The organism is Streptomyces sp. NPDC089919 (genome assembly GCF_040684615.1).
In the GTDB taxonomy this organism is placed as follows: domain Bacteria; phylum Actinomycetota; class Actinomycetes; order Streptomycetales; family Streptomycetaceae; genus Streptomyces.
Genome location: NZ_JBFBGK010000015.1, coordinates 86,945 through 107,016 on the forward strand (window position 1 = coordinate 86,945; position 20,072 = coordinate 107,016).

Sequence of the window (20,072 nt, forward strand, 5' to 3'; positions counted from 1 at the left end):
GTGCATTGTTTCCGCAGAGACGCAACTCCCCAATATACCGAATCAAATACCCGGTTCCGTACGTACGGACCGGGTATTTTTTGTGCCCCGCGGCAGCGTCCGCCGCTCACACCCGCCAGGACGACCAGGGGTCCGGACGGCATTCCTGCTGGGTGACCTGTTCGCCGGGCTGGGCGCCCGGGCGGGCGGCCGCGCACTTGCCGCTGTTCAGGTTGAGCAACTGCCAGGCCCGCAGCGCGCCGTCGTGGCGCAGTACCCAGAACTGGTCCGGGAACAGCCCCTGCCGGTCGCCGCACAGGTACTGGGTGACCGGCACGTCGTTCGTCGTACGGGCCCCCTCGACCGAGAGGCACAGCCCGCTGTAACGGTTGCGGACCGAGTAGACGGGCCCGTCCGCTCCGGTGGACTCCTGGGTGAGGTACCAGGACCGTTCGGGGTTCGCGACACAGCCCGCCTGGACGAGCGCGTCCGCCGGCGTGCTGCTGCCCGGGGGCACGGCCAGGCACAGGCCGCTGCCGGCGTTGGCGAACCGGAGCAGGCCGGCGGGCGGTCGGGTGGCCGAAGGCGTGGGCGTGGGTGTGGACGTGGGTGTGGGGGACGCCGAAGGCGTCGGCGAGGTGGCGGCGGGCGGGGTGGGCGCCGGGGCGGCCGGCCGCGGGGGCGGCGCGGGCACGGTACCCGGCGGCCTCGCACTCGGTACCGTCCCCGCCGGCGCCGTGGGCCCGGGGGACGCAGGGACCGTGACACCCGGTGCGGGAACCGGGAGCGTGACCGAGGGGCGGGCTCCCACCGGCTGGACGGTGGGAGCGGCGGCGGCCGTTCCGGCCGGCTCCCGGCCGGCCAGGACGACCACGGCCGTCGTCACGAGGGCGGCGACCCCGAGCACGGCGGCCGCGACGAACGCGATCGCGGCCGAGCCGAGCCGGCGTACCGGATCCCGGCGCGGCCCGGAGCGGACCGGCCCGGTGGCCACGGTCCGGTCCAGGCGCTCCAGCACGACGCCCTCGACCGGATCCGTCGCCGAAGCGCCGGCTCCCCGGCGCAGCTCCGCAGCCTCCGCCACGAGCTGGACCACCTCCCATTCCAGGTGCTCCAGCGCGCCGTCCGTCCGGGCCAGGGCCACGACCAGCTCGCTCTCGGCGGCTTCGGCGGCGGGCAGTGCCGCGCGCTCCTGCGCAAGCAGGCCCTCGGTCACCCGGCGGGCGGCGTGGCCGACGGCCCAGGCCGTGCCGAGCCGGTCGACGGCCCGGTCGACCAGCTCGTACGGGACCACCTCGGCCCGCTCCGCACCGGTCGCAGCCGCTTCCCCCGTGCCTTCGGACCCCGGTGCCGGCAACAGCATCGTGATGATCCCGACGAGTCCCCGCACCAACCGGACCGACGCCTCCAGGTCCTCCTCGGCCCGCCGCAGAGCCTCCGCCACGTCGGGCACGGGCCCCTGGGCCACGTCCGCCAGCAGCGCCGCCTCGTGCAGCAGCCGGGCCCGGTCCAGGGTCGCGGCCAGACCGCGGGCGTCCCGGACCCGGTCGCGCACCACGCCGTTGAGCCGGCCCAGCGGGATGATCCGGGCCCCGCAGCGGTACTCGCTCCACAGCGTCTTGCTGCCGCCGTACCGCCGGGCCAGCTCACGGACGGTCAACTCCCCCGTGAGCTCCGCGAGCAGCCCGGCCAGCTCGTTGGCCTCCCCCGTCGCACCCTTCATCCCGCCCTGCGGACGCCCCGGCCTGGCCATCTCCGCCGCCCCTCCACCGCCGACCCCGATGTCCGCGGACAACCCGTGGCCGCCCGCCCCTGGTGGACCACGCAACACCGCGGCGGCCCCCACCGTCCACCCCGGCCCGGTCCCGATGGCGGGAACGGTGCGGGATGCGGCGCGCACCCGCCGCCGGACTTCACGTTGTCCACCCACCGCACGCCGCGGACCTGCGGACCCGGACAACTCCGGGGGCGGCCAATCCGGGGCCCGGGGAGCGTGTGCCGGGCCAGCAGCACCACCGATGGCGACGACCACCACGAAAGGCGACACAGTGACGTCACTCAAGCGCGCTGCCGCAGCCCTCACCTGCTCGGCGGCACTGCTCTTCACCCTGGGTACCGCACAGAGCGCCACCGCGCAGGACAAGGGCAGGACCGCGGCCGCCACCACCTACGTGCACATCGTCAACCGCAACAGCGGCCAGTGCCTGGCCGTCCCCGGCGGCAGCACCGAGGCCGGCAAGGGCCTCATCCAGTGGGGCTGTGGGAGCTGGAACGACCACTTCTGGTCCTTCCAGTACGGCTTCACCAGCGGCGGCATCGCGTACTACCGGCTGGAGAACCTCAACAGCCACCAGTGCCTCGCCGTGCCCGGCGGCAGCAAGACCGCCGGCACCCAGGTGATCCAGTGGCCCTGCGGCACGTGGAACGACCACTACTGGGGCGTCCAGTACACCTCCGGCGGCACCCGGCTCGTGAACTACAACAGCGGCCAGTGCCTGGCCATCCCGGGCGCGAGCACGGCCCAGGGCGAGAAGGTCATCCAGTGGCCCTGCGGGACCTGGGCCGACCACTACTGGACCTGGTAGCGGTCTGAGCGGGACCTGACGGGGAACACGGGGGACGTCGGGGGAACGCGGTGGCCGCGGCACACACCCGCCGCGGCCACCCGCGGCGATGGCGCCCGCTGCGATGGCAGCCGTTGCGAATGGCGCCCGTTGCGATGGTGCCCGCATGAAAAACGCGCTGCCGACGCATGTGCGGGACATGGAATGCGTCATATACGAAAGGGCCTCGGGCCGGTCGGAGTACGTGGAGTGCGAGCTGCCGGACGAGGACTGCCGCCCCGTCCTCAAGCGGCTGGCGGACCTGGGCGAGGGCGAGTTCGCCTGGGTCCGGCTGACCGACCCCGCGGAGAGCGAACTGGTCCGGCTGGCCGGGGTCCTGGACCTGCACCCGCTGGCCGTCGAGGACGCCCTCCACGGGCGGCAGCGCCCCAAGCGCGAGCGCTTCGGCGACGTCCTGGCCGTCGCGATCAAGCCCTTGCGGTACGTGGCGGAGGAGACAGCGGTCGAGACCGGGGACATGATGCTCTTCGTGGGCCCGCGCAGCCTCCTCACCGTGACCCACGGCACGACGGACATCTGCACGGAGGCCGCACGGCGGCTGGAACGGGATCCGCGGATGCTGCGCACCGGGCCCTGGGCGGTGCTCCACGCCGTACTGGACGTCGCCGTCGACGCGTACAGCGATGCGGCCCGAAGGGTCCGCGCCACCCTCGACCGGCTGGAGGACGAGGTGTTCTCGACCTCACGCGTCGACCACACCCAGAGCATCTACTCCCTGAAACGGGAGGTCCGCGAGTTCCGCGACGCCGTGCAGCCGCTCGTGCCGGTACTGCAGGGCCTGTTGGACGGCCCGGACGCGAAGGGCCGGCTCTCGGAGATCGACCCGTACGTCCGGGACGTGACCGACCACCTGCACCGCACCGACATCGAGGTCCGGACCCTGGACGAGCTGCTGGACTCGGTGCTGGGCGCGCAACAGGCCCGCGTCGGAACCTGGCAGAACGACGACATGCGGCGCATCTCGGCGTGGGCGGCGGTCTTCGCGATCCCCACGATGGTCGCAGGCGTGTACGGGATGAACTTCGAGCACATGCCGGAACTCGGCTGGACCTACGGCTACCCGCTGGCCCTGGGCCTGATGGCGCTCGCCTCCGGCGCCCTCTACCGCGCCTTCCGCCGCAACGGCTGGCTCTAGCCCGCCGCGCGTACGGCTCCCGGAGTGCTGAGGAGCGTCAAGGAGCCACCGCGGACGGCATGGCGGCGGCCACGTCGTCGGCGAGGCGGTCGACGTCCTTGCGCAGGAACGGCTCGGCGAGTCGCGCCAGGCCCTTGAAGTGGAAGGTCGCGGTGTAGACGAGCCGGGTCGAGCGGTCCGAGACCGGCGTGAAGCGCAGGTCGTCGGTCAGGCGGACCGTCTTGTTCTCCCCAACGAAGCGCAGGCGGTCGGGGCCGCGCTCGTCGAGCCGGTAGCCGACCTCGCTGGTCCGTCCGCGGAAGCGCGAGGTGTTGCGCCAGCGCGCGCCCGGTCCGACCGGACCCTGGTCGAGGCGGACGCAGGAGACGGTTGCCGGGTCCCAGTCCTCGGCGTGTGTGAAGTCCTCGAGGTAGGCGACCGCCTCCTGCATCGGACGGTGGATGGCGATGGTGCGGACCACACGGATCATGCGCGTGCCTCCTCGGTCGGCGACGTCCCGTACTGCTGATCCTTCGGGCGGGAACGCCCTGGCGGATGCACCACCGCGGGGGCTCCGCGCCCGGGACCCCGCCCGAGCGGAGCCGCCCGCCCCGCAGCGCCGCACGCATGGACCGGATCCGATGGGCAATGCGCGGGTCATGAGGCCCACACGCGAACACAGGCACGACGACAAGCCCCATGACCCCCGGCCGCCGGTTTCCGACCACGCCGAGGGTGCGGGTCCGGCCCCGGAGGTGGCCGAACGCGCACCGGACCGGCCCTCCCAGCTGCCCAAGAGGTCCTGGTGGGCTGTTCTGCGCCGCACGGTCGCGGAGTTCAGGGACGACGAGCTGGCGGACCGGGCGGCGGCGCTGACCTACTACGGGGTCCTCGCCCTGTTCCCCGCCCTCCTCGTCCTGGTGTCGCTGCTGGGCGTCGCCGGCGAGTCTGCCACCGAGAAGGTGCTGGACAACCTGCAGAAGCTCACCCCCGGCTCCGCGCGCGACGTGATCGCCGACGCGGTCCGCCAGCTCCAGGGCAATGCCGGCACCGGCTCGCTGCTGGCCGTGGTGGGCCTGGCCCTCGCCGTCTGGTCGGCCTCCGGATACGTCGCCGCCTTCATCCGCGCCGCCAACGCCGTCTACGACGTGCCCGAGGGGCGGCCGGTGTGGAAGGTGCTGCCGCTGCGTCTGGCGCTGACCGTGACGCTGATGGTCCTGGCGGTCGTCAGTGCGCTGATCGTGGTGTTCACCGGTGGCCTGGCGCGGCAGGCCGGGTCGGCTCTCGGTCTGGGCGACACCACGATGACGGTGTGGTCGATCGCGAAGTGGCCGGTGCTGCTGGTCCTCGTCACGGCCATGATCGTGATCCTGTACTGGGCCGCGCCGAACGCGAAGGGCCGCGGCTTCGCCTGGGTCTCCCCCGGCAGCGTGCTGGCGCTGGCGATCTGGATGGCCGCCTCGGCAGGCTTCGCCTTCTACGTCGCGAACTTCGGCTCGTACAACAAGACGTACGGCACGCTCGCAGGTGTGATCATCTTCCTCGTCTGGCTGTGGATCACCAACCTCGCCATCCTCCTCGGCCTCGAGTTCGACGCCGAGATGGCGCGCCAGCGGGCGATCGCCGGCGGACTCCCGGAGGACGAGGAGCCGTACGTCGAGCCGCGGGACACCCGGGCGTGGAGCGCGGCGGACCGCCGCCGCATGGAGTGAGCGAAACGGCGTGGACCGGACGTGGCCGGGTGGGTGACCCGCGGATTGCGGGGTATGCGCGCCCGGGGGCACCACCCGACAGGCAAAGGAAGGTGAGGGAGCGTGAGCGTCGTCGAAAGCCGGGCCGGCCGCGGCCGGGACGATTCCGTGGGTGAACTCGTCACCCGGGCGGCGCAGCAGATCTCGGAACTGGTCCGGGAGGAAATGCAGCTGGCCCGCTCGGAGATGGCCCAGAAGGGGAAGCGATACGGCGTGGGCGGCGGCCTGTTCGGCGGCGCCGGTCTCGTCGGCGTACTGGCCGCGCAAGCGCTGGTCGCCGCCGCGATCGGCGGACTCGCCCTGGCCCTCCCCGTGTGGGCGGCGGCCCTGATCGTCGCCGCCCTGCTCGCGGTGGTGGCCACGGTCCTGGCCGCGGCGGGCAAGAAGCAGCTGGCCACGGCCGGCGGCCCGGCACCCGGGCAGACCATCGACAGCGTCAAGGCCGACGTGGCCACGATCAAGGAGGCAGCGCACTCATGAGCCAGCACAGGCACGGCGACGGATCCGCACCCAGCCCCGACCGGCTGCGCGAGCAGGTCGAGCACACCCGCGACGAGCTCGGGCGCACCGTCGAGGCGTTGGCGGCCAAGGCCGACATCAAGGAGCAGGCCATGGAGAAGGCCGCGGAGGTCAAGGACCAGGCCGTCGAGAAGGCCGCCTTCGTCGCCGAGCAGCTTCGGCACAAGGCCGCGCAGGCCGCCGAGGTGATCAGGGACAAGACCCCGGACCCCGTACGGGACAAGGCGGCGCACGCCGCGGCCCAGGTCCGCGACGGTGCGGTGCACGCCGGGCAGTTGGCCGCCGCGAAGACCCCGGAGCCGATACGCGAGAAGACCGGGGCGGCCGCCACCGCCGCGCGCGCCAACCGCACCCCGCTCCTGGCCGCCGCGGCGGCCCTGGCGCTGTTCCTTCTCCTGCGCCGAAACCGGCGGCGGAACTGACCACCCACACCGCTCGTGGCGGGCCGGGAGCGCGCGGGCCTGCTCGGGTGGTTACGCCTGGACGAGCGCGGGGGTGGGGAGGTACGGGGTGATGGTGCGGCGGGCGCGCTCGACGTACTCCTCCTTCTCGCCGACCGGGGCGACGTAGTGCAGCGCGTCCGCGGCGGCGGCGTCGCCCTGGAGGCGGGCGATGATCCAGGCGGCGAGGTACGGCGAGGCCAGGCAGCCGCCGGCGGTGGCGATGTTGCCCTTGGCGTAGAAGGGCTGGTTGAGGACTTCGATGCCGGCGGCCACGACCCACGGCTTGGTGGTGAGGTCGGTGCAGGCGGGGACGCCGTCGAGCAGGCCGAGCCGGGCGAGGACGAGCGCGCCGGAGCACTGGGCCGCGATGAGCTGGCGCGAGGGGTCCAGGCCGCGCAGGACGTTCATGATCGCCGGGTCCTCGGTGACCTCGCGGGTGGCGATGCCGCTGCCGACGATGACGGCGTCGGCGGCGCAGGCCTCCTCGAGGGTGGACATCTGCTCGATGACCACGCCGTTCATCGAGGTCACCGTGGGGCTGGGGGTCGCGAGGGTGACGCGCCAGCCGTCGGCCTTGACGCGGTTGAGCACACCCAGCGCGATCAGGGAGTCGAGCTCGTTGTAGCCCTCGAAGGTCAGGATGGCGATGTGCACGGCGGCTGTCCCTTTCAGATGCGTTGGACCCGATGCGTTGGACCCGATGCGTTGGACCCGACGTTATGGAGCCGCGAGCAGGACAGTCAAAGAATTGTCATGGATACAATCCGGTGCATGGCAACCCCCCGGTACAAGCAGCTGGTCGACGCCCTCGCCGCCGACATCCGGGCCGGGCGGCTCGCCCCGGGGACACGGCTGTCCACGCACCGTGGGCTCGCCGCCCGCGAGGGCATCGCGGTGGTGACCGCGACCCGGGTGTACGCCGAGTTGGAGGCGATGAACCTGGTGAGCCGGGAGCAGGGCCGCGGTACGTTCGTGCGGGACATCGCGGTACGCGCCGGTCACGGCATCGACCAGCGGCCGGCCGCCCCGGACGCGGTCGACCTCACCTTCAACTACCCCTCGGTGCCGGGCCAGGCCGACCTCCTGCGCCAGGCCCTGCGGGAGGTGGCCGGCTCCGGCGATCTCGAATCGCTGCTGCGCTACCAGCCCCACTGCGGGCGCCCCCAGGACAGGGCCTCCCTCGCACGACACCTCGGCCGCCGGGGCCTCACCGCCGACCCGGACCGGATCCTGATCGCCGGCGGCGCCCAGCACGGGCTGACCATCACCGTCATGGCCACCCTGAACGCCGGCGACGTCGTCGCGGTCGACGCACTGACCTACCCCGGGTTCAAGGTGCTCGCAGACGCCTTCCACCTCGACCTGGAGCCCGTCCCCAGCACCGCCGCCGGGCCGGATCTGGACGCCCTGGAGCGGCTGTGCGCGACCCGCCCGGTGCGGGCGATCTACACCATGCCCACCCTGCACAACCCCCTGGGCTGGGTCATGCCGGCCGCCGACCGGGCCCGACTGGTCGGGATCGCCCGCCGGTACGGTCCGCTCATCATCGAGGACGCCTCGTACGCCTACCTGGCCGAGACCCCGCCACCGCCGCTGGCCGCGAGCGCGCCGGACATCACCTTCTACGTCTCGGGGCTGTCCAAGAGCATCGCCACCGGACTGAGGGTCGGCTTCGTCCTCGCTCCCCCGACGGCGGTGCCCGCCCTCGAACGCGCCGTCCGGGCGACCACCTGGAACACCCCGGCGCTCACCACCGCCATCGCCTGCCGCTGGCTCGACGACGGCACGGTCGACCGACTGGAGGCGCAGAAACGCGAGGACGCCACGGCGCGCCAGGCGCTCGCCCGGCAGGAGCTAGCGGGCCTGCCGCTGATCGGCCACCCCTCGTCCTACTTCACCTGGCTGCCACTGCCCGACGACGCCCGCGCCGACCGCCTCACCGCCCGTCTCGCGCGCCGGCACATCTCCGTCTCCACGGCGGAGCCCTACACCACCACCACGCACACCCCGCAGGCGCTCCGCCTCGCCCTGGGCTCCACCGACACGGACACACTCCGCTCGACACTGCGCACGGTCCGCGAGGTCGTGGTCGAGGACGCTTACGCCTGAGCCCGGTCAGGGATGGGCCGGTTCACGGATGAGCCGTTCACGGCTGACCGCGTGTCGGCGGCGCTTTCGAGGCGGCTCAACAGCCGTATGGCGCACCGGCGGTGGGCCGGTCCCACGGGACGGCGTCTCAGGGACGTGATCGGGAAGCCCGGGACACGGTGGGACGGGATCCGGCCGCTGCCCGGGGCCTAATGTTCGGAACCGGTCAGCGCCCTGCCGGGCCCTCGGCCCCTTTCCCCGGGCGCTCCCGCCGCCTCATCCCCCGACAGGAGACAGTCGTGATCAGGAAGTCCTTCGCCACGGCGCTCGCCGGTGCCGCCCTCGTCGTGGGCGCGCTCGCCATGCCGACCACCCCCGCGCAGGCGGACGGGCCTCCCGGTTACGGCAACCTCTGCTACCAGGCGCACGTACAGAACAAGGGCTGGCTGAACTGGCACTGCGACGGCGGGATGGCCGGGACCGAGGGCGAAGGGCTCAACCTGGAGGCGGTCCGCGTGCACATCAACGGCACCTGGACGGGCTGCTTCCGCGCCCACCGCGCCAACTACGGCTGGGACGACCACATGGAGTGCGCCAGCAAGGGCCACGACATCCAGATCGGCACCACGGGCATGAACACGCCGGTCGAGGCCATCGAGTTCTGGGCCCCCGCCGACCGGCGCGCCTACAGCGTCGCCCACGTCCGCAACCTCGGGGACGTGCCCGCCGGCCACCCCGGCGACGACCCCTCCCACCTGATCGCCGGCACCGAGGGCCGCGGCCTGCCGATGGAGTCGGTCTGGTTCTCCATCATGTGACGGGCGATCCCCTCTCTGAAGGGAGGGGATCCCCACCACGGTCAGGCTGTGCCCGACGCGGCCGCGCCCCGAGCCTCGACGGACGGGGCCCGGGGCGCGGCCGAGTGGCGCTGCTGCGTCCTAGTGCTCCGGCTCCCAGGCGCGGAGCAGGTCGAGGAGGCCTGCGTCGCCTTCGAGGTGCAGGGAGTCGACGGGGATGCGGTCGTACAGGTAGAGGACCAGCTCACTGGCCGTGCCCCGGACGGAGACAGCGGCCGCGTCCTCGCCCGTGGCGGGGGCGGGGAGGCGGGCGGAGCGTGCGCCGTCGCCGTCGACCGTGAGGCGCCAGGCGCGGCCCTCGGTGGCCTCGAAGTCGAAGGTCGTGGGCTTGTGCGGCCAGGCGCTGGACGTGGCGACGCAGCTGAACAGGAACTCCTCGACACCGTCGAGGGCGACGTCCTCCGGCAGCGGCTGCGTGACGCCCGCGGCGAGCCGGGCGTCGTAGGTGTGCACCGCGCTCTCCTGGACCCGGTGCTGGGCCACTCCGCCGACGGTCCGCGGCGTCTGGAGGCCACTCCACCACGCCCAGCAGTCGGCGTCCGGCCCCGCCTCGCGCAGGGCACTCAGCAGCAGCTCCGTCGAGGCCGCCAGCCAGGGCAGCAGCACCTCGCGCTCCCGCGGCAGCTCGAGGGCGGCGCGCGCGGCGACGGCCTCGGCCGGCGGGCCGTCGGCGGCCCCCGCGCCCACGATGGCGGCCCAGAAGCGGTCTCCCCCACCCAGGTGCTGGACCAGATCGAACAGCGTCCACCCGGGACAGGTCGGCACCGGCACATCAAGGCTGGGCGCATCGGCGACCGCCTCCCGGAAGGCGCTCGACCGTTCGTCGATCAGTCGCAGCAGGTCCGGGAACTCAAGATTCTTTTCCACACCGGATGTCTATCACCCTGGTCCGATGATCGGACAGTGGTTTTATCGCGACCCTTCCGGTCGGCCAACCGTCGCGGAGTCCGGAGGTTGCCGGGGCCGTTGCATACTCCCGGCGTGGACATATCCGATGAGGGACAGCCGTTCGATCCCGCCTGGCTCCAGATCAACGACAACGTCTACGGCGTCCTGACCGCGGCCCCGACTGCCTCGACGGTGGCGGAGCGGTTCATCGGAGCCGGCTGGAGTTCCAGATCGTCGTCCTGGGAGTCGTACGAGCTGGAGACCTCCTGGTGCCGCATCGAGGTCGACCCGACCGACCGCGACACGCTCCTGCACGGAGTCGTCGATCCGCAGCGGTTCGAAGAACTCGCAGCGCTGCTGCGGCGGTTCCGCCTGCACTTCAGCCTCGAGCTCTATGGCGAGGACGACGAGCTGCTGCACGTCATCGAAGGCGAGCCGCCACCGACGCCTCAGAAGGCAGTCGCCCAGCCCCTGAGCCGACGGCTCGCTCGACTCGGGCTTTGGCCGCGGCGGGGCGGTAAGGATCGCTTCCGGTCCGGATGACGGTACCGCCGCACGTGGCGAAGCTCCGGTCCTGGCCGGCTCTACGGACCCGGGCGGCGCGCCTCAGGCACCTGGGGGCCGCCGGGGTTCGGTGAGGGGGCGTTGCATGAGGATGGTGTCGATCCAGCGGTTGTGTTTGTGTCCGACCTCGGTGAGGCGGCCCTGTTCGACGAAGCCGAAGCGGCGGTGCAGGGCGAGGGAGGCGTCGGTGCCGGCGTCGGCGATGACGGCGATCATCTGGCGGGCGGGCGTGGCGGCGCACTCGGTGAGGAGGGCGGCGAGCAGGGCCGCGCCGATGCCCCGGCCGGTGCGGCCGGGCTTGAGGTAGATCGAGTTCTCCACGGTGTGGCGGTAGGCGGGCTTGGTGCGCCAGGGGGCCGCGTACGCGTAGCCCACCACCTCCCCGGCCGCCTCGGCGACGAGGAACGGCAGGCCGAGGCCGGCGAGGTCGTCGAAGCGCCGCTGCCAGGCGGCCGGCGGGGGCGGGGTCTCGTCGAAGGTGACGACCGTGTGGTGGACGTAGTGCGCGTAGATGTCCGCCACCGCACCCAGATCGGCCCGGGTGGCGGGGCGGACCGCGCTTCCCTCTGCTGTCACCGTCCGGAGCGTCATGAGGCCGGCGACGTGGCCGGGGCGGGCCGGAGGGTGGTGGTGGCGGTGGCGATGACCTCGTCGAGGACGTCTCGGGAGCGGAGGAGGTCGGCGATGGTGGCGTCGATCCGGGCGCGCTCCGCGCTCAGTTCGTCGACCAGTTGCGGGGTGGCCCGCTCGCTCGGGGCACCGTCCGTGTCCCGCATGCAGGGCAGCAGTCGGGCGATCTTCTTGCTGTTGAGTCCGGCCGCGTACAGAGCCTGGACCCGGATGACGCGGTCGACCGCCCATTCGCCGAAGACGCGTTGGCCGCCGGGCGTCCGCTCGGAGGCGAGCAGGCCCTGTGTCTCGTAGTAGCGCAGCGACCGCTCGCTCACCCCGCTGCGCAGCGCGAGTTCACCGATCCGCATTTCCCCACCCCGTATCGCAGCCACCGGACTTGTCTCTGACATCAGTGTCAACTCCTACCGTACGGGCATGACGAACGCAGCCGCTGACTCCCGCCTCTTCGAGCCCACCCGCCTCGGTCCGCTCGACCTCCCGAACCGCCTGGTGATGGCGCCGATGACCCGCAACCGGGCCACCGCCGACGGCGTCCCGCAGGCCATCACGGCCACCTACTACGCCCAGCGCGCCACCGCCGGCCTGATCATCGCCGAGGCCTCCACCCCGAACGCCGTGGGCCAGACGTACCCGAACATCACGGCGATCCACAACGACGCGCACGTCGAGGGCTGGCGGCAGGTCACCGGGGCGGTCCACGCCGCCGGCGGCCGGATGTTCCTCCAGATCCAGCACGGCGGCCGGGTCGGGCACCCCGACACGAGCGGCCTGATGCCGGTGGCTCCCTCCCCGATCCCGCTCCCCGAGCCGATCCACACTCCGACGGGACGTCAGGAAGCAGTCGTACCCCGGGAGATGACGGTCGACGAGATCCGCTCCACCGTGGCCGACTTCGCGGACGCGGCCCGCCGGGCCGTCGCGGCCGGCTTCGCCGGGGTCGAGGTGCACGCGGCCAACGGCTACCTGCTGCACCAGTTCCTCGCCAAGGGCACCAACCACCGCACCGACGGCTACGGCGGCTCGGTGGCCGGCCGCATCCGCTTCACCGTCGAGGTGGTCCGGGCCGTCGCCGAGGCCATCGGCCCCGAGCGGGTGGGGGTGCGCCTGGCACCCGGCCTCACCGTGAACGGCATCGACGAGGGCGACACCGCTCAGCTCTACCCGGCGCTGGTGGCGGCCCTGGCCGACATCGGCCCGGAGTACCTGCACCTCGTCTTCGCCGACCCGGAGCAGCAGATGTTCAAGGACATCCGCGCGGCCTGGCCCGGAACCCTCATCGCCAACCCGGTGCTCGGCTGGGGCGGCCCGCTGCCCGCCGACGGCGGGCGGCAGGCGGCCGAACGCCTGCTCGCCGCCGGGGCCGACCTCATCTCGCTGGGCCGCCCCTTCCTGGCCAACCCCGATCTCGTCGCCCGGCTGCGCACCGGCGCCCCCCTCAACGCCCTGCGGGAGGAGGGCCTGATGTACACGCAGGGCGAGAACGGTTACACCGACTACCCCACCCTCCCGGCGACCGGGACCCCCGCCGCCCTCCGCGACGCGGCGTGAGATCATGCGCTTCCGTTTGGCCCCGTGGAGCGTCCGGTCTCCCACCCGGCTCGGGCCCACTCCGCGTGAGGCCCCCGGCTCCCGGTGTTGATCGCCTGCCTCTCAGAGCGTCGGCGCGGGCGGCGCTGCCCTCACGGCCCCCGCCAGACGTTGGCGAAGGCGGCCTTCTCGATGGAGCGGCGTTGGCGGACGGCCTCCAGTTCCATCACCGCGTCGAGGACGGCGGCCACCACGGTCGTCACCGCCTCGTCGGCCGGGGCGGGCTCGTCCTCGGGGACCTCGGCCTCCAGGCCCACGGCGGCGGCGAGGGCGGTCAGGACGGGCTCCTGCCGCTCCCAGCGCTCGGCCGCCTGCCGGCGCGCCGGCGTATCGGTCAGTTCCGCCTGGTCCGGACCCAGGCGCAGGCGTCCGGCGGGCTTCCGCGTCAGCTCGCCGTCCCGCTCCAGGGCGTCGTGGTACGCGGCCGAGAGGTCCCGGCCCCGGCGCCACAGCCAGTCCTCGACCCGCTCGTACGGGGGCTGCCGCCGGACCCCGGCCGCGGCCTCTCCGATGGCTCCGCCGGCCGGCGGCGGGGCGCCTCCCGGGACGATGCGGTCGCCTTCCACCGCCGCCGCACCCGCGTCGACGAGGTCGATCAGCTCGGCTCCGGCCAGGGCGAGCGACAGGTCGCCCTGGCCGACGGACGGCCTCGCCGCCGGTTCCATCGCGATGATGAACAGGTCCTTCGCCGTGGTCATGTACGACTCCCGTCGGGGTGTCGGAAGGGTGTCTCCCCCAGCGGCCGCCGGCCCGCGTCCGCGGCCGGCCCGGCAGCGGACGGACTGTCACCCGATCAGTATCACGCCCCGGTCACGCGGAGAGGTGCGCTCCGCTTCTGCGCGACGACCGTTTCGCCAACAGGGCCGATCCTCAAGGCTTTTCGAACACCCGCGAGCCTGCGTACGGCACACGCATCCCACCCACCTCAGGTCAAGTACCGAACACCGCGCGTCGCTTCAATTGTTGGTCATGGGCGTTCGAGCGTGAACCGGACGGATCCGGCATTCGGGCAACGGAGTTCGACCTTCGGACAACAGAAGGTCAAATCCTTGACTCAAAGATGTCAAAACGATCATCTGACTGACAGGCTCGCAGCCAACCCCCCATGGGCACATGTAGAGGAGCGAGAATGAAGCGCACGTCCACTTCGTCCCGGACTCGTATCGTCAAGGTCGGCGCGCTGGCCGCCTCGGCCGCGATGGTCGTCGTCGGTCTGCAGAGCGGTTCGGCCACTGCTGCGCCCGACCTCGAGGCCGGCGCCAGCGCGGTCGTCCAGAGCGGCCCGCAGCGCGCCGCCGCGATCGCGCAGGCCCAGGCCGGTGCCGCCGCGACCGCCAAGGCCATCGGCCTGGGCTCGGCCGAGGCCCTGGTCGTCCGGGACGTGATCCGCGACGCCGACGGCACCGTGCACACCCGTTACGAGCGCACCTACGCGGGCCTGCCGGTCCTCGGCGGCGACCTGGTCGTCCACCAGAAGAGCGGTGCCCTGCTCGGCACCACCCGCGCCAACGACGCGAAGATATCCCTGGCCAGCACGGACGCTCCCGCGTCCATCGCCGCCCCGAAGGGCGCCCGCAAGGTCGTCTGGGCCGCCGAGGGCCCGGCCGTCCTGGCGTGGGAGACCGTCGTCAAGGGCACCGACGCCGACGGCACCCCGAGCAAGGTGCACACCATCACCGACGCCCGCACGGGCAAGAAGCTGTACTCCTTCAACAGCGTCTTCACCAGCACCGGTACCGGCAGCAGCCAGTACAGCGGCAAGGTCAAGCTCTCCACCACCCTCAGCAGCGGGCGGTACTCGCTGAAGGACCTGGTCCGCGGCGGCCACAAGACGTACGACCTCAAGGGCGGCAGCGAGGGCCGGGGCTCGCTCTTCACCGACTCCAACAACATCTGGGGCAACGGCTCCATCACCAGCCGCCAGACGGCCGGTGTGGACGCCGCCTACGGCGCGGCCGTCACCTGGGACTTCTACAAGAACCAGCTCAAGCGTCTGGGCATCCGCGGTGACGGCGTCGGCGCGTACTCGCGCGTCCACTACGGCAACGGTTACGTCAACGCGTTCTGGGACGACGACTGCTTCTGCATGACCTACGGCGACGGCGAGGGCAACGCCGACCCGCTGACCTCGCTGGACGTGGCCGGCCACGAGATGAGCCACGGCCTGACCGCCTCCACCGCGGGCCTGATCTACAGCAAGGAGTCGGGCGGTCTCAACGAGGCCACCTCCGACATCTTCGGCACCTCGGTCGAGTTCTACGCCAACAACCCGTCGGACCGCGGTGACTACCTCATCGGCGAGAAGATCGACATCTTCGGCAACGGCTCCCCGCTGCGCTTCATGGACAAGCCCAGCAAGGACGGCAAGTCCGCGGACAACTGGTACTCCGGCCTCGGCAACCTGAACGTGCACTACTCCTCGGGCCCGGCCAACCACTTCTTCTACCTGCTCTCCGAGGGCAGCGGCAGCAAGACCATCAACGGCGTGAAGTACAACTCGCCGGCCTACGGCGGCATCACCGTCAAGGGCATCGGCCGGACCAAGGCCTACAAGATCTGGTACAAGGCCCTCTCCACCTACATGACCTCCACCACCAACTACAAGAAGGCCCGCACCGCCACGCTGTCGGCGGCGAAGGACCTCTACGGCTCGACCAGCACCGAGTACAAGGCGGTCAACACGGCCTGGAAGGGCATCAACGTCAAGTAAGTCCCCTAGGCGGGGCAGTTAGCACGTGGGCCCGGGCCGACGCTCGCACGAGCGTCGACCCGGGCCCGTCCGCATGCCGGAGCCCCCACCTGACGGATCGCCACCCCAGCGCTGATCAAGCCGTCTAGGCTGAGCCGCCGGCCGGCGCAGGAGCGAGGGGGAGCTCGATGCTGTACCTGCAACAGTTGCACCAGGAGTTCCGGTACGTCCACGAGCCGCTGGCGGCCCGGGACGAGGCGATCCCCGTGCTCGGCCACGAGGAGCTGGTCGCCACGCTGCGGGAGCGGCTGGTGCACTCCCGCGGCGGCACCTTCCTGGTCAGCGGGTTCCGCGGGGTCGGTAAGTCGACACTGGTCCTCCAGGCCCTCGCGGCCACCGCCGAGCACTACGAACGAGCCGGAAAGCACGCGCTGTTGAGCGTGCACCTGAACATCGCCCGCAAGATGGAGGGCGACCAGCTCCTCTTCGCCGTCGTCCGGCGCATCTTCGAGACGCTGGACGACCGGGGCCTGCTCAAGCGGCTGCCGCCGGACGTCCAGGAAGCCCTGCTGCTCGCCTACACCCGCACCTCGCTGTCCTTCAAGCAGACCCACTCGGAGGGCAACGAACACGGCGGCACCATGGGGTTCGGGCTCCAGAAGGGCCCGCTCGCCGCCGTGACGCCCACCTTGAGCCTGACGGGCAAGCGCACCAGCGCGCGGGCGACCGAGGCCGCCTTCCTCGCCTACTCCGAGACGGACGTCGAGCACGACCTCATCCGGATCATCCAGCTCCTGGGCGGCGTCCAGGGACACCCGGCCCCCCGTCGGCGCCGACGCCTGCGCCGCCGGGTACGGGACCGGCTGCTGGTGCACCCCGTGATCGTGCTGGACGAGGTGGACAAGCTCACCGACAGCTCCGAGGACGCCCTGCGCCACCTCGAGACCCTGCTCGGCACCCTCAAGAACGTGCTGACGGCACGCGGCGCCCACTTCATCCTGGTGGCCGGTCCCGACCTGCACGACCAGGCCATCCGGGACGCCGACCGGGGCAACGGCGTGTACGAGAGCGTCTTCAGCTGGCGGATGTACGTGCCGTGCCTGTGGGAGGCCCCCGAGCGGCTCTTACAGGGGCTCCTCGACGCCCGGCGCTCCGAGCTCCGGCGCACGCCAGAGCCGCCCCCGCTGCCGGGGATCCAGCCGCCGAGCGTGACCTGGCACGGATACCCTTCGCCGGACGCGCCGGACGCGGAGCCGGCGGGACTCGGCACGCTCACGGACTACCTCCGCTTCAAGGCGCGGGGCGTGCCCCGCAGGCTCCTCCAGGAGCTCAACGCCCTGGTGGTGTGGGGCGGTTCGGGACGTCCGATGCTCCAGGTACCCGAGGAGGACTGGGGCCGCATACAGTTCTACAGCCACCTGGAAGAGGTGGTCTCCGCCGCCGTGGCCGTGGACACGGCGGACGGGCCGGCACCGCTGCCGATCGACGAGGACCGCTGGCGCCTGAGCGGGTACCACGTGGTGGACTGGGCCCTGCGCAGCCGGGGGCGGATGTTCACGGCGCGGGAGATCACCGGCGACGGACAGGTGGACCCGCTCCTGCGGATGGACCCGCCGACGGTGACCCGGCTGCTGCGCCACCTGGTGCGCAACGGGGTCCTCGAAGTGGCGAGCGAGGGCGACCGGGCCGACGCCACCGCGTACGGCAACCCGGCGGACTCCCGCGTCACGTACTACCGGCTCACCGACGCCTACGCCCGGCGGCTGGCCGGCTTCGCCCGGCACAACGAGAACGAGCGGGTGGACCTGGGGCTGCCCGCACCCCAACTGGCCGGCCCCTGGGACACCGCCACCACGGTCCGGCCCGTTCCCCAGGGCACGAACACCACGGACGGGGTCCCTGCCGCCGTCGTGCCGGAGCGGCCGCTGCCGGTCACCCGGCTCGGCGACCGCTACGAGGCACTGGAGGCGATCGGGTCGGGCGGCATGGGCGTCGTCTACCGGGGGCGGGACCTGCAGACCGGCGACACCGTGGCGATCAAGCTGCTCCGCCGTGAACTTGCCGCTGACGAAAACATGTTGGCCCGGTTCCACCGTGAGGCCCGGATCGGCATGCGGATGCGCCACCCCAACGTCGCGCGCTCCATCGAGCTGCTCGACTCCCCGGAGCAGGCCCTGGTCATGGAACTGATCGAGGGGCCCTCGCTCGCCGGACTCCTGGCCGAGCAAGGGATCCTGACGCCCGAGCGGACCGCCGGGATCGCGGCGGACCTCGGCGAGGCCCTTCGCTACCTGGACGCCATGGGCCTGTCCCGGATCGACATCAAGCCGTCCAACATCGTCCTCCACCGGAGCCGCGGGGCCGTGATCATCGATCTCGGGCTCGTCCGGGCCCTGGAGGCGGCGGGCGAGCGGCTCACACAGACGGGGCACATGATCGGCACGCCCGTCTTCATGGCACCCGAGCAGCTTCTGGGCCAGGAGGCGGACATCCGGTCGGACCTGTACGCCCTCGGCGCGGTGCTGTACCAGTGCGTGTCCGGCCGGCTCCCCCACGAGGGTTCCTCCTTCTCCGCCCGCCTGTACGCCGTCGCACACGAGGAGGTCTCGGTGGCCGACCTGCCCGGTTCGGACGCGCTGCGCGAGGTCCTGCGCACCTGCCTGGCCCGTGACCCCGGGCTGCGCTACCCGACCCCGGCGGCCTTCGTCGCCGCGCTGGCCATGACACCGGAGTCCCGCGGGGCCGGGGAGTGACCCGGCACTCCGTGACGTTCCGCAGTCAGGCGCTGTCTGGGCGCAGGCCCGCGGTCAGGCCTGCGATCACCACGGCCAGGCCCAGCCATACCGGCGGGCCGGGGACGCCGCCGCCCGTCAGGGCTCCGGCGCCGGCCGCCGCGAGGGGGGCCACGCCCGTGAGCAGTCCGGCGCGGCCGGAGCCCACGGCCGCCACCGTGCGGTACCAGAGCAGGAAGGCCACGGCCGTGACCAGCACGGCCAGGTAGCCCACGGCCGCCCACTGGGCCGCCCCCAGCTCGGTCACCGCGGCGGGCGGCTCCGTGGACACCGCGAGCCCCGCCAGCATCGCCGCACCCATCCACACCGCGTGCACCGAGACTCCCCACGCCCCGTGCCTGCCCAGTACCGGCACCGCGAGCAGGGTGAACCCGGCCTCACAGGCCAGCGCCAGCGCGGCCCAGCCCACTCCGGCGGCATCCGTGCGGCCGCTGCCCTCGACCAGCGCGGCCCCCACGACCACCACCGGCGCCGCCAGCAGCACCCGGCGGCTGGGCCGGCGGCCCTCCAGTAGCGGACCGACCACCCCGAGCAGGACCGGCGCGCAGGCCATGGCGACCGCGATCACCGCCGGCTCCGCATGCGCGACCCCGCGTACGACGGCCACGTTGAAGAGCACCAGACCGCTCACCGCGACCCCCGCCAGCCACAGCCACTCGCGCCCCCGGGGACGCAGCAGCGGGACCCCGGCGGCCCGGGCCAACAGCACGAGGAGCAGTGCCGCGGCCGCGTACCGCAGCGCCTGGGCGGTGAACAGCGGGGCCCCGGCCAGGGATCGCGAGACGGTGACGCTGCTGCCGACCAGCACCATGCCGGCCACACCGGGCAGCAGATCGCGGACGGGAACGCGGACGGAGGGGCGTGGGGCCGGGGCGGGACGCGGGGGCGAGGTGCTGGTACCTGTCATACGGACCAGCCTGGAGGCACAATGGTCCGGTGAGCAGGTCCAAAGAGGTCTCCGAGCAGGGGTCCATAACGCGATTGGTCCGGCCGGCCGGTTCGGACTTCCTCCAGCTCGACATGGGCGGCGTGCCCGCGGGCGCGCGCACCGACTGGCTGGCCGGCCGGCTGCGGGCCGCCATCGCCGACGGCACCCTGCCGGTCGGCAGCCGGCTGCCCGCCACCCGGGTCCTCGCCGCCGAACTCCGCGTCTCACGCGGCCTGGTGACGGAGGCTTACCAGCGCCTGGCCGAGACGGGCCAGGTGGCCGGGCGCGGCCGGGGCGGCACGGTGGTGGTCGCGGTGCCGCCGGCCGCCCCCGCCGTCCCGGTCGCCCCCGCCCCGCGCGGCGGCCCGGTCGACGCGCTGCGCGCGGTGCCCTGCCGGATCGACCTCTCCCCCGGCGTGCCCGACCTCACGGCCTTCCCCCGCACCGCCTGGCTCCAGGCCGAGCGGCAGGTGCTCGCCGGCCTGACCGCCGCCGACTTCGGCTACGGGGACCCGCAGGGCGCGCCCGCCCTGCGGACGGCCGTCGCCGGCTGGCTGGCCCGCGACGGAGGGCCGGCCGCCGGACTCCTGGCGGTGGCCCTGGAGTCGAACGCGGG

General features: G+C 72.8%; 20 protein-coding genes. 12 read left to right on the forward strand and 8 right to left on the reverse strand.

The window, feature by feature from the left end; genetic code table 11:
- Positions 1 to 106: 106 nt before the first annotated feature.
- Positions 107 to 1,702, reverse strand: coding sequence for an RICIN domain-containing protein (locus AB0O40_RS09480; RefSeq protein ID WP_365037408.1), 1,596 nt, complete (start codon positions 1,700 to 1,702; stop codon positions 107 to 109).
- Positions 1,703 to 2,027: 325 nt separating this feature from the next.
- Between AB0O40_RS09480 and AB0O40_RS09485 the strand changes: the two genes are divergently transcribed.
- Together AB0O40_RS09485 and AB0O40_RS09490 are read left to right on the forward strand one after the other, a co-directional pair.
- Positions 2,028 to 2,564 (forward strand): RICIN domain-containing protein, encoded by a 537-nt coding sequence (locus AB0O40_RS09485; RefSeq protein ID WP_365037410.1) that lies wholly within the window; start codon positions 2,028 to 2,030, stop codon positions 2,562 to 2,564.
- A 145-nt stretch (positions 2,565 to 2,709) separates the two neighbouring features.
- Entirely contained in the window at positions 2,710 to 3,738 is a 1,029-nt protein-coding gene (locus AB0O40_RS09490) for a magnesium and cobalt transport protein CorA (RefSeq protein ID WP_365037412.1), read from the forward strand.
- A gap of 37 nt (positions 3,739 to 3,775) precedes the next feature.
- Here AB0O40_RS09490 and AB0O40_RS09495 read toward each other — a convergent pair whose 3' ends face one another.
- A complete protein-coding gene (locus AB0O40_RS09495) occupies positions 3,776 to 4,207 on the reverse strand; it encodes an SRPBCC family protein (RefSeq protein WP_365037414.1) in 432 nt (143 codons plus the stop codon).
- A gap of 169 nt (positions 4,208 to 4,376) precedes the next feature.
- Here AB0O40_RS09495 and AB0O40_RS09500 point away from each other — a divergent pair, with 169 nt between their 5' ends.
- The 3 genes from AB0O40_RS09500 to AB0O40_RS09510 all read left to right on the forward strand — a co-directional run bounded on the left by AB0O40_RS09500 (position 4,377) and on the right by AB0O40_RS09510 (position 6,409).
- Positions 4,377 to 5,429 (forward strand): YihY/virulence factor BrkB family protein, encoded by a 1,053-nt coding sequence (locus AB0O40_RS09500; RefSeq protein WP_365037416.1) that lies wholly within the window; start codon positions 4,377 to 4,379, stop codon positions 5,427 to 5,429.
- A 102-nt stretch (positions 5,430 to 5,531) separates the two neighbouring features.
- Complete coding sequence (locus tag AB0O40_RS09505) at positions 5,532 to 5,948, forward strand: phage holin family protein (protein WP_365037418.1); 417 nt, start codon at positions 5,532 to 5,534, stop codon at positions 5,946 to 5,948.
- Positions 5,945 to 6,409: a DUF3618 domain-containing protein gene (locus AB0O40_RS09510; RefSeq protein WP_365037420.1), complete on the forward strand. Its 465-nt coding sequence runs from the start codon at positions 5,945 to 5,947 to the stop codon at positions 6,407 to 6,409. Before AB0O40_RS09505 ends, AB0O40_RS09510 begins: the two co-directional genes overlap by 4 nt.
- A gap of 51 nt (positions 6,410 to 6,460) precedes the next feature.
- Here AB0O40_RS09510 and AB0O40_RS09515 read toward each other — a convergent pair whose 3' ends face one another.
- On the reverse strand, positions 6,461 to 7,084 hold the full coding sequence (locus AB0O40_RS09515) for a DJ-1/PfpI family protein (RefSeq protein WP_365037422.1): 624 nt from the start codon (positions 7,082 to 7,084) through the stop codon (positions 6,461 to 6,463).
- Positions 7,085 to 7,201: 117 nt separating this feature from the next.
- Between AB0O40_RS09515 and AB0O40_RS09520 the strand changes: the two genes are divergently transcribed.
- Both AB0O40_RS09520 and AB0O40_RS09525 read left to right on the forward strand, forming a co-directional pair.
- A complete protein-coding gene (locus AB0O40_RS09520) occupies positions 7,202 to 8,539 on the forward strand; it encodes a PLP-dependent aminotransferase family protein (protein WP_365037424.1) in 1,338 nt (445 codons plus the stop codon).
- Between the two features lie 278 nt (positions 8,540 to 8,817).
- Positions 8,818 to 9,336 carry a hypothetical protein gene (locus AB0O40_RS09525; RefSeq protein ID WP_365037426.1) on the forward strand — a complete coding sequence of 173 codons (519 nt, stop codon included), beginning with the start codon at positions 8,818 to 8,820 and terminating at the stop codon, positions 9,334 to 9,336.
- A 120-nt stretch (positions 9,337 to 9,456) separates the two neighbouring features.
- Here the strand turns inward: AB0O40_RS09525 and AB0O40_RS09530 are convergent, their stop codons facing one another.
- Positions 9,457 to 10,242, reverse strand: a complete 786-nt coding sequence (locus AB0O40_RS09530; RefSeq protein WP_365037428.1) for a maleylpyruvate isomerase family mycothiol-dependent enzyme — start codon at positions 10,240 to 10,242, stop codon at positions 9,457 to 9,459.
- 114 nt (positions 10,243 to 10,356) lie between these two features.
- Here AB0O40_RS09530 and AB0O40_RS09535 point away from each other — a divergent pair, with 114 nt between their 5' ends.
- A complete protein-coding gene (locus AB0O40_RS09535) occupies positions 10,357 to 10,806 on the forward strand; it encodes a hypothetical protein (RefSeq protein ID WP_365037430.1) in 450 nt (149 codons plus the stop codon).
- 63 nt (positions 10,807 to 10,869) lie between these two features.
- Here AB0O40_RS09535 and AB0O40_RS09540 read toward each other — a convergent pair whose 3' ends face one another.
- Together AB0O40_RS09540 and AB0O40_RS09545 are read right to left on the reverse strand one after the other, a co-directional pair.
- On the reverse strand, positions 10,870 to 11,403 hold the full coding sequence (locus AB0O40_RS09540) for an N-acetyltransferase family protein (RefSeq protein WP_365037432.1): 534 nt from the start codon (positions 11,401 to 11,403) through the stop codon (positions 10,870 to 10,872).
- Positions 11,404 to 11,414: 11 nt separating this feature from the next.
- Positions 11,415 to 11,807, reverse strand: a complete 393-nt coding sequence (locus tag AB0O40_RS09545; RefSeq protein ID WP_365037434.1) for a MerR family transcriptional regulator — start codon at positions 11,805 to 11,807, stop codon at positions 11,415 to 11,417.
- A 67-nt stretch (positions 11,808 to 11,874) separates the two neighbouring features.
- Between AB0O40_RS09545 and AB0O40_RS09550 the strand changes: the two genes are divergently transcribed.
- Positions 11,875 to 13,008, forward strand: a complete 1,134-nt coding sequence (locus tag AB0O40_RS09550) for an alkene reductase (RefSeq protein WP_365037436.1) — start codon at positions 11,875 to 11,877, stop codon at positions 13,006 to 13,008.
- Positions 13,009 to 13,139: 131 nt separating this feature from the next.
- On the opposite strand, the gene AB0O40_RS09555 is transcribed toward AB0O40_RS09550, so the two are convergent.
- Positions 13,140 to 13,745, reverse strand: a complete 606-nt coding sequence (locus tag AB0O40_RS09555) for a GPP34 family phosphoprotein (RefSeq protein WP_365037438.1) — start codon at positions 13,743 to 13,745, stop codon at positions 13,140 to 13,142.
- Between the two features lie 431 nt (positions 13,746 to 14,176).
- Here AB0O40_RS09555 and AB0O40_RS09560 point away from each other — a divergent pair, with 431 nt between their 5' ends.
- Positions 14,177 to 15,757, forward strand: coding sequence for a M4 family metallopeptidase (locus tag AB0O40_RS09560; protein ID WP_365037440.1), 1,581 nt, complete (start codon positions 14,177 to 14,179; stop codon positions 15,755 to 15,757).
- Positions 15,758 to 15,924: 167 nt separating this feature from the next.
- Entirely contained in the window at positions 15,925 to 18,489 is a 2,565-nt protein-coding gene (locus AB0O40_RS09565) for a serine/threonine-protein kinase (RefSeq protein ID WP_365037442.1), read from the forward strand.
- Positions 18,490 to 18,514: 25 nt separating this feature from the next.
- Here AB0O40_RS09565 and AB0O40_RS09570 read toward each other — a convergent pair whose 3' ends face one another.
- Positions 18,515 to 19,435: a DMT family transporter gene (locus AB0O40_RS09570; protein WP_365037444.1), complete on the reverse strand. Its 921-nt coding sequence runs from the start codon at positions 19,433 to 19,435 to the stop codon at positions 18,515 to 18,517.
- Positions 19,436 to 19,464: 29 nt separating this feature from the next.
- Here AB0O40_RS09570 and AB0O40_RS09575 point away from each other — a divergent pair.
- The coding region (locus AB0O40_RS09575) for a GntR family transcriptional regulator (RefSeq protein ID WP_365037446.1) at positions 19,465 to 20,072 on the forward strand (608 nt) is incomplete at its 3' end.

Excerpts from the sequence above, each read along its gene's own strand:
- AB0O40_RS09545 (WP_365037434.1), bottom strand. The coding sequence starts at position 11,807 with ATGCGGATCGGTGAACTCGCGCTGCGCAGCGGGGTGAGCGAGCGGTCG.
- AB0O40_RS09520 (WP_365037424.1), top strand. The coding sequence starts at position 7,202 with ATGGCAACCCCCCGGTACAAGCAGCTGGTCGACGCCCTCGCCGCCGAC.
- AB0O40_RS09560 (WP_365037440.1), top strand. The coding sequence starts at position 14,177 with ATGAAGCGCACGTCCACTTCGTCCCGGACTCGTATCGTCAAGGTCGGC.
- AB0O40_RS09495 (WP_365037414.1), bottom strand. The coding sequence starts at position 4,207 with ATGATCCGTGTGGTCCGCACCATCGCCATCCACCGTCCGATGCAGGAG.
- AB0O40_RS09480 (WP_365037408.1), bottom strand. The coding sequence starts at position 1,702 with ATGAAGGGTGCGACGGGGGAGGCCAACGAGCTGGCCGGGCTGCTCGCG.
- AB0O40_RS09570 (WP_365037444.1), bottom strand. The coding sequence starts at position 19,435 with ATGACAGGTACCAGCACCTCGCCCCCGCGTCCCGCCCCGGCCCCACGC.
- AB0O40_RS09500 (WP_365037416.1), top strand. The coding sequence starts at position 4,377 with ATGAGGCCCACACGCGAACACAGGCACGACGACAAGCCCCATGACCCC.
- AB0O40_RS09555 (WP_365037438.1), bottom strand. The coding sequence starts at position 13,745 with ATGACCACGGCGAAGGACCTGTTCATCATCGCGATGGAACCGGCGGCG.
- AB0O40_RS09565 (WP_365037442.1), top strand. The coding sequence starts at position 15,925 with ATGCTGTACCTGCAACAGTTGCACCAGGAGTTCCGGTACGTCCACGAG.
- AB0O40_RS09550 (WP_365037436.1), top strand. The coding sequence starts at position 11,875 with ATGACGAACGCAGCCGCTGACTCCCGCCTCTTCGAGCCCACCCGCCTC.
- AB0O40_RS09490 (WP_365037412.1), top strand. The coding sequence starts at position 2,710 with ATGAAAAACGCGCTGCCGACGCATGTGCGGGACATGGAATGCGTCATA.
- AB0O40_RS09510 (WP_365037420.1), top strand. The coding sequence starts at position 5,945 with ATGAGCCAGCACAGGCACGGCGACGGATCCGCACCCAGCCCCGACCGG.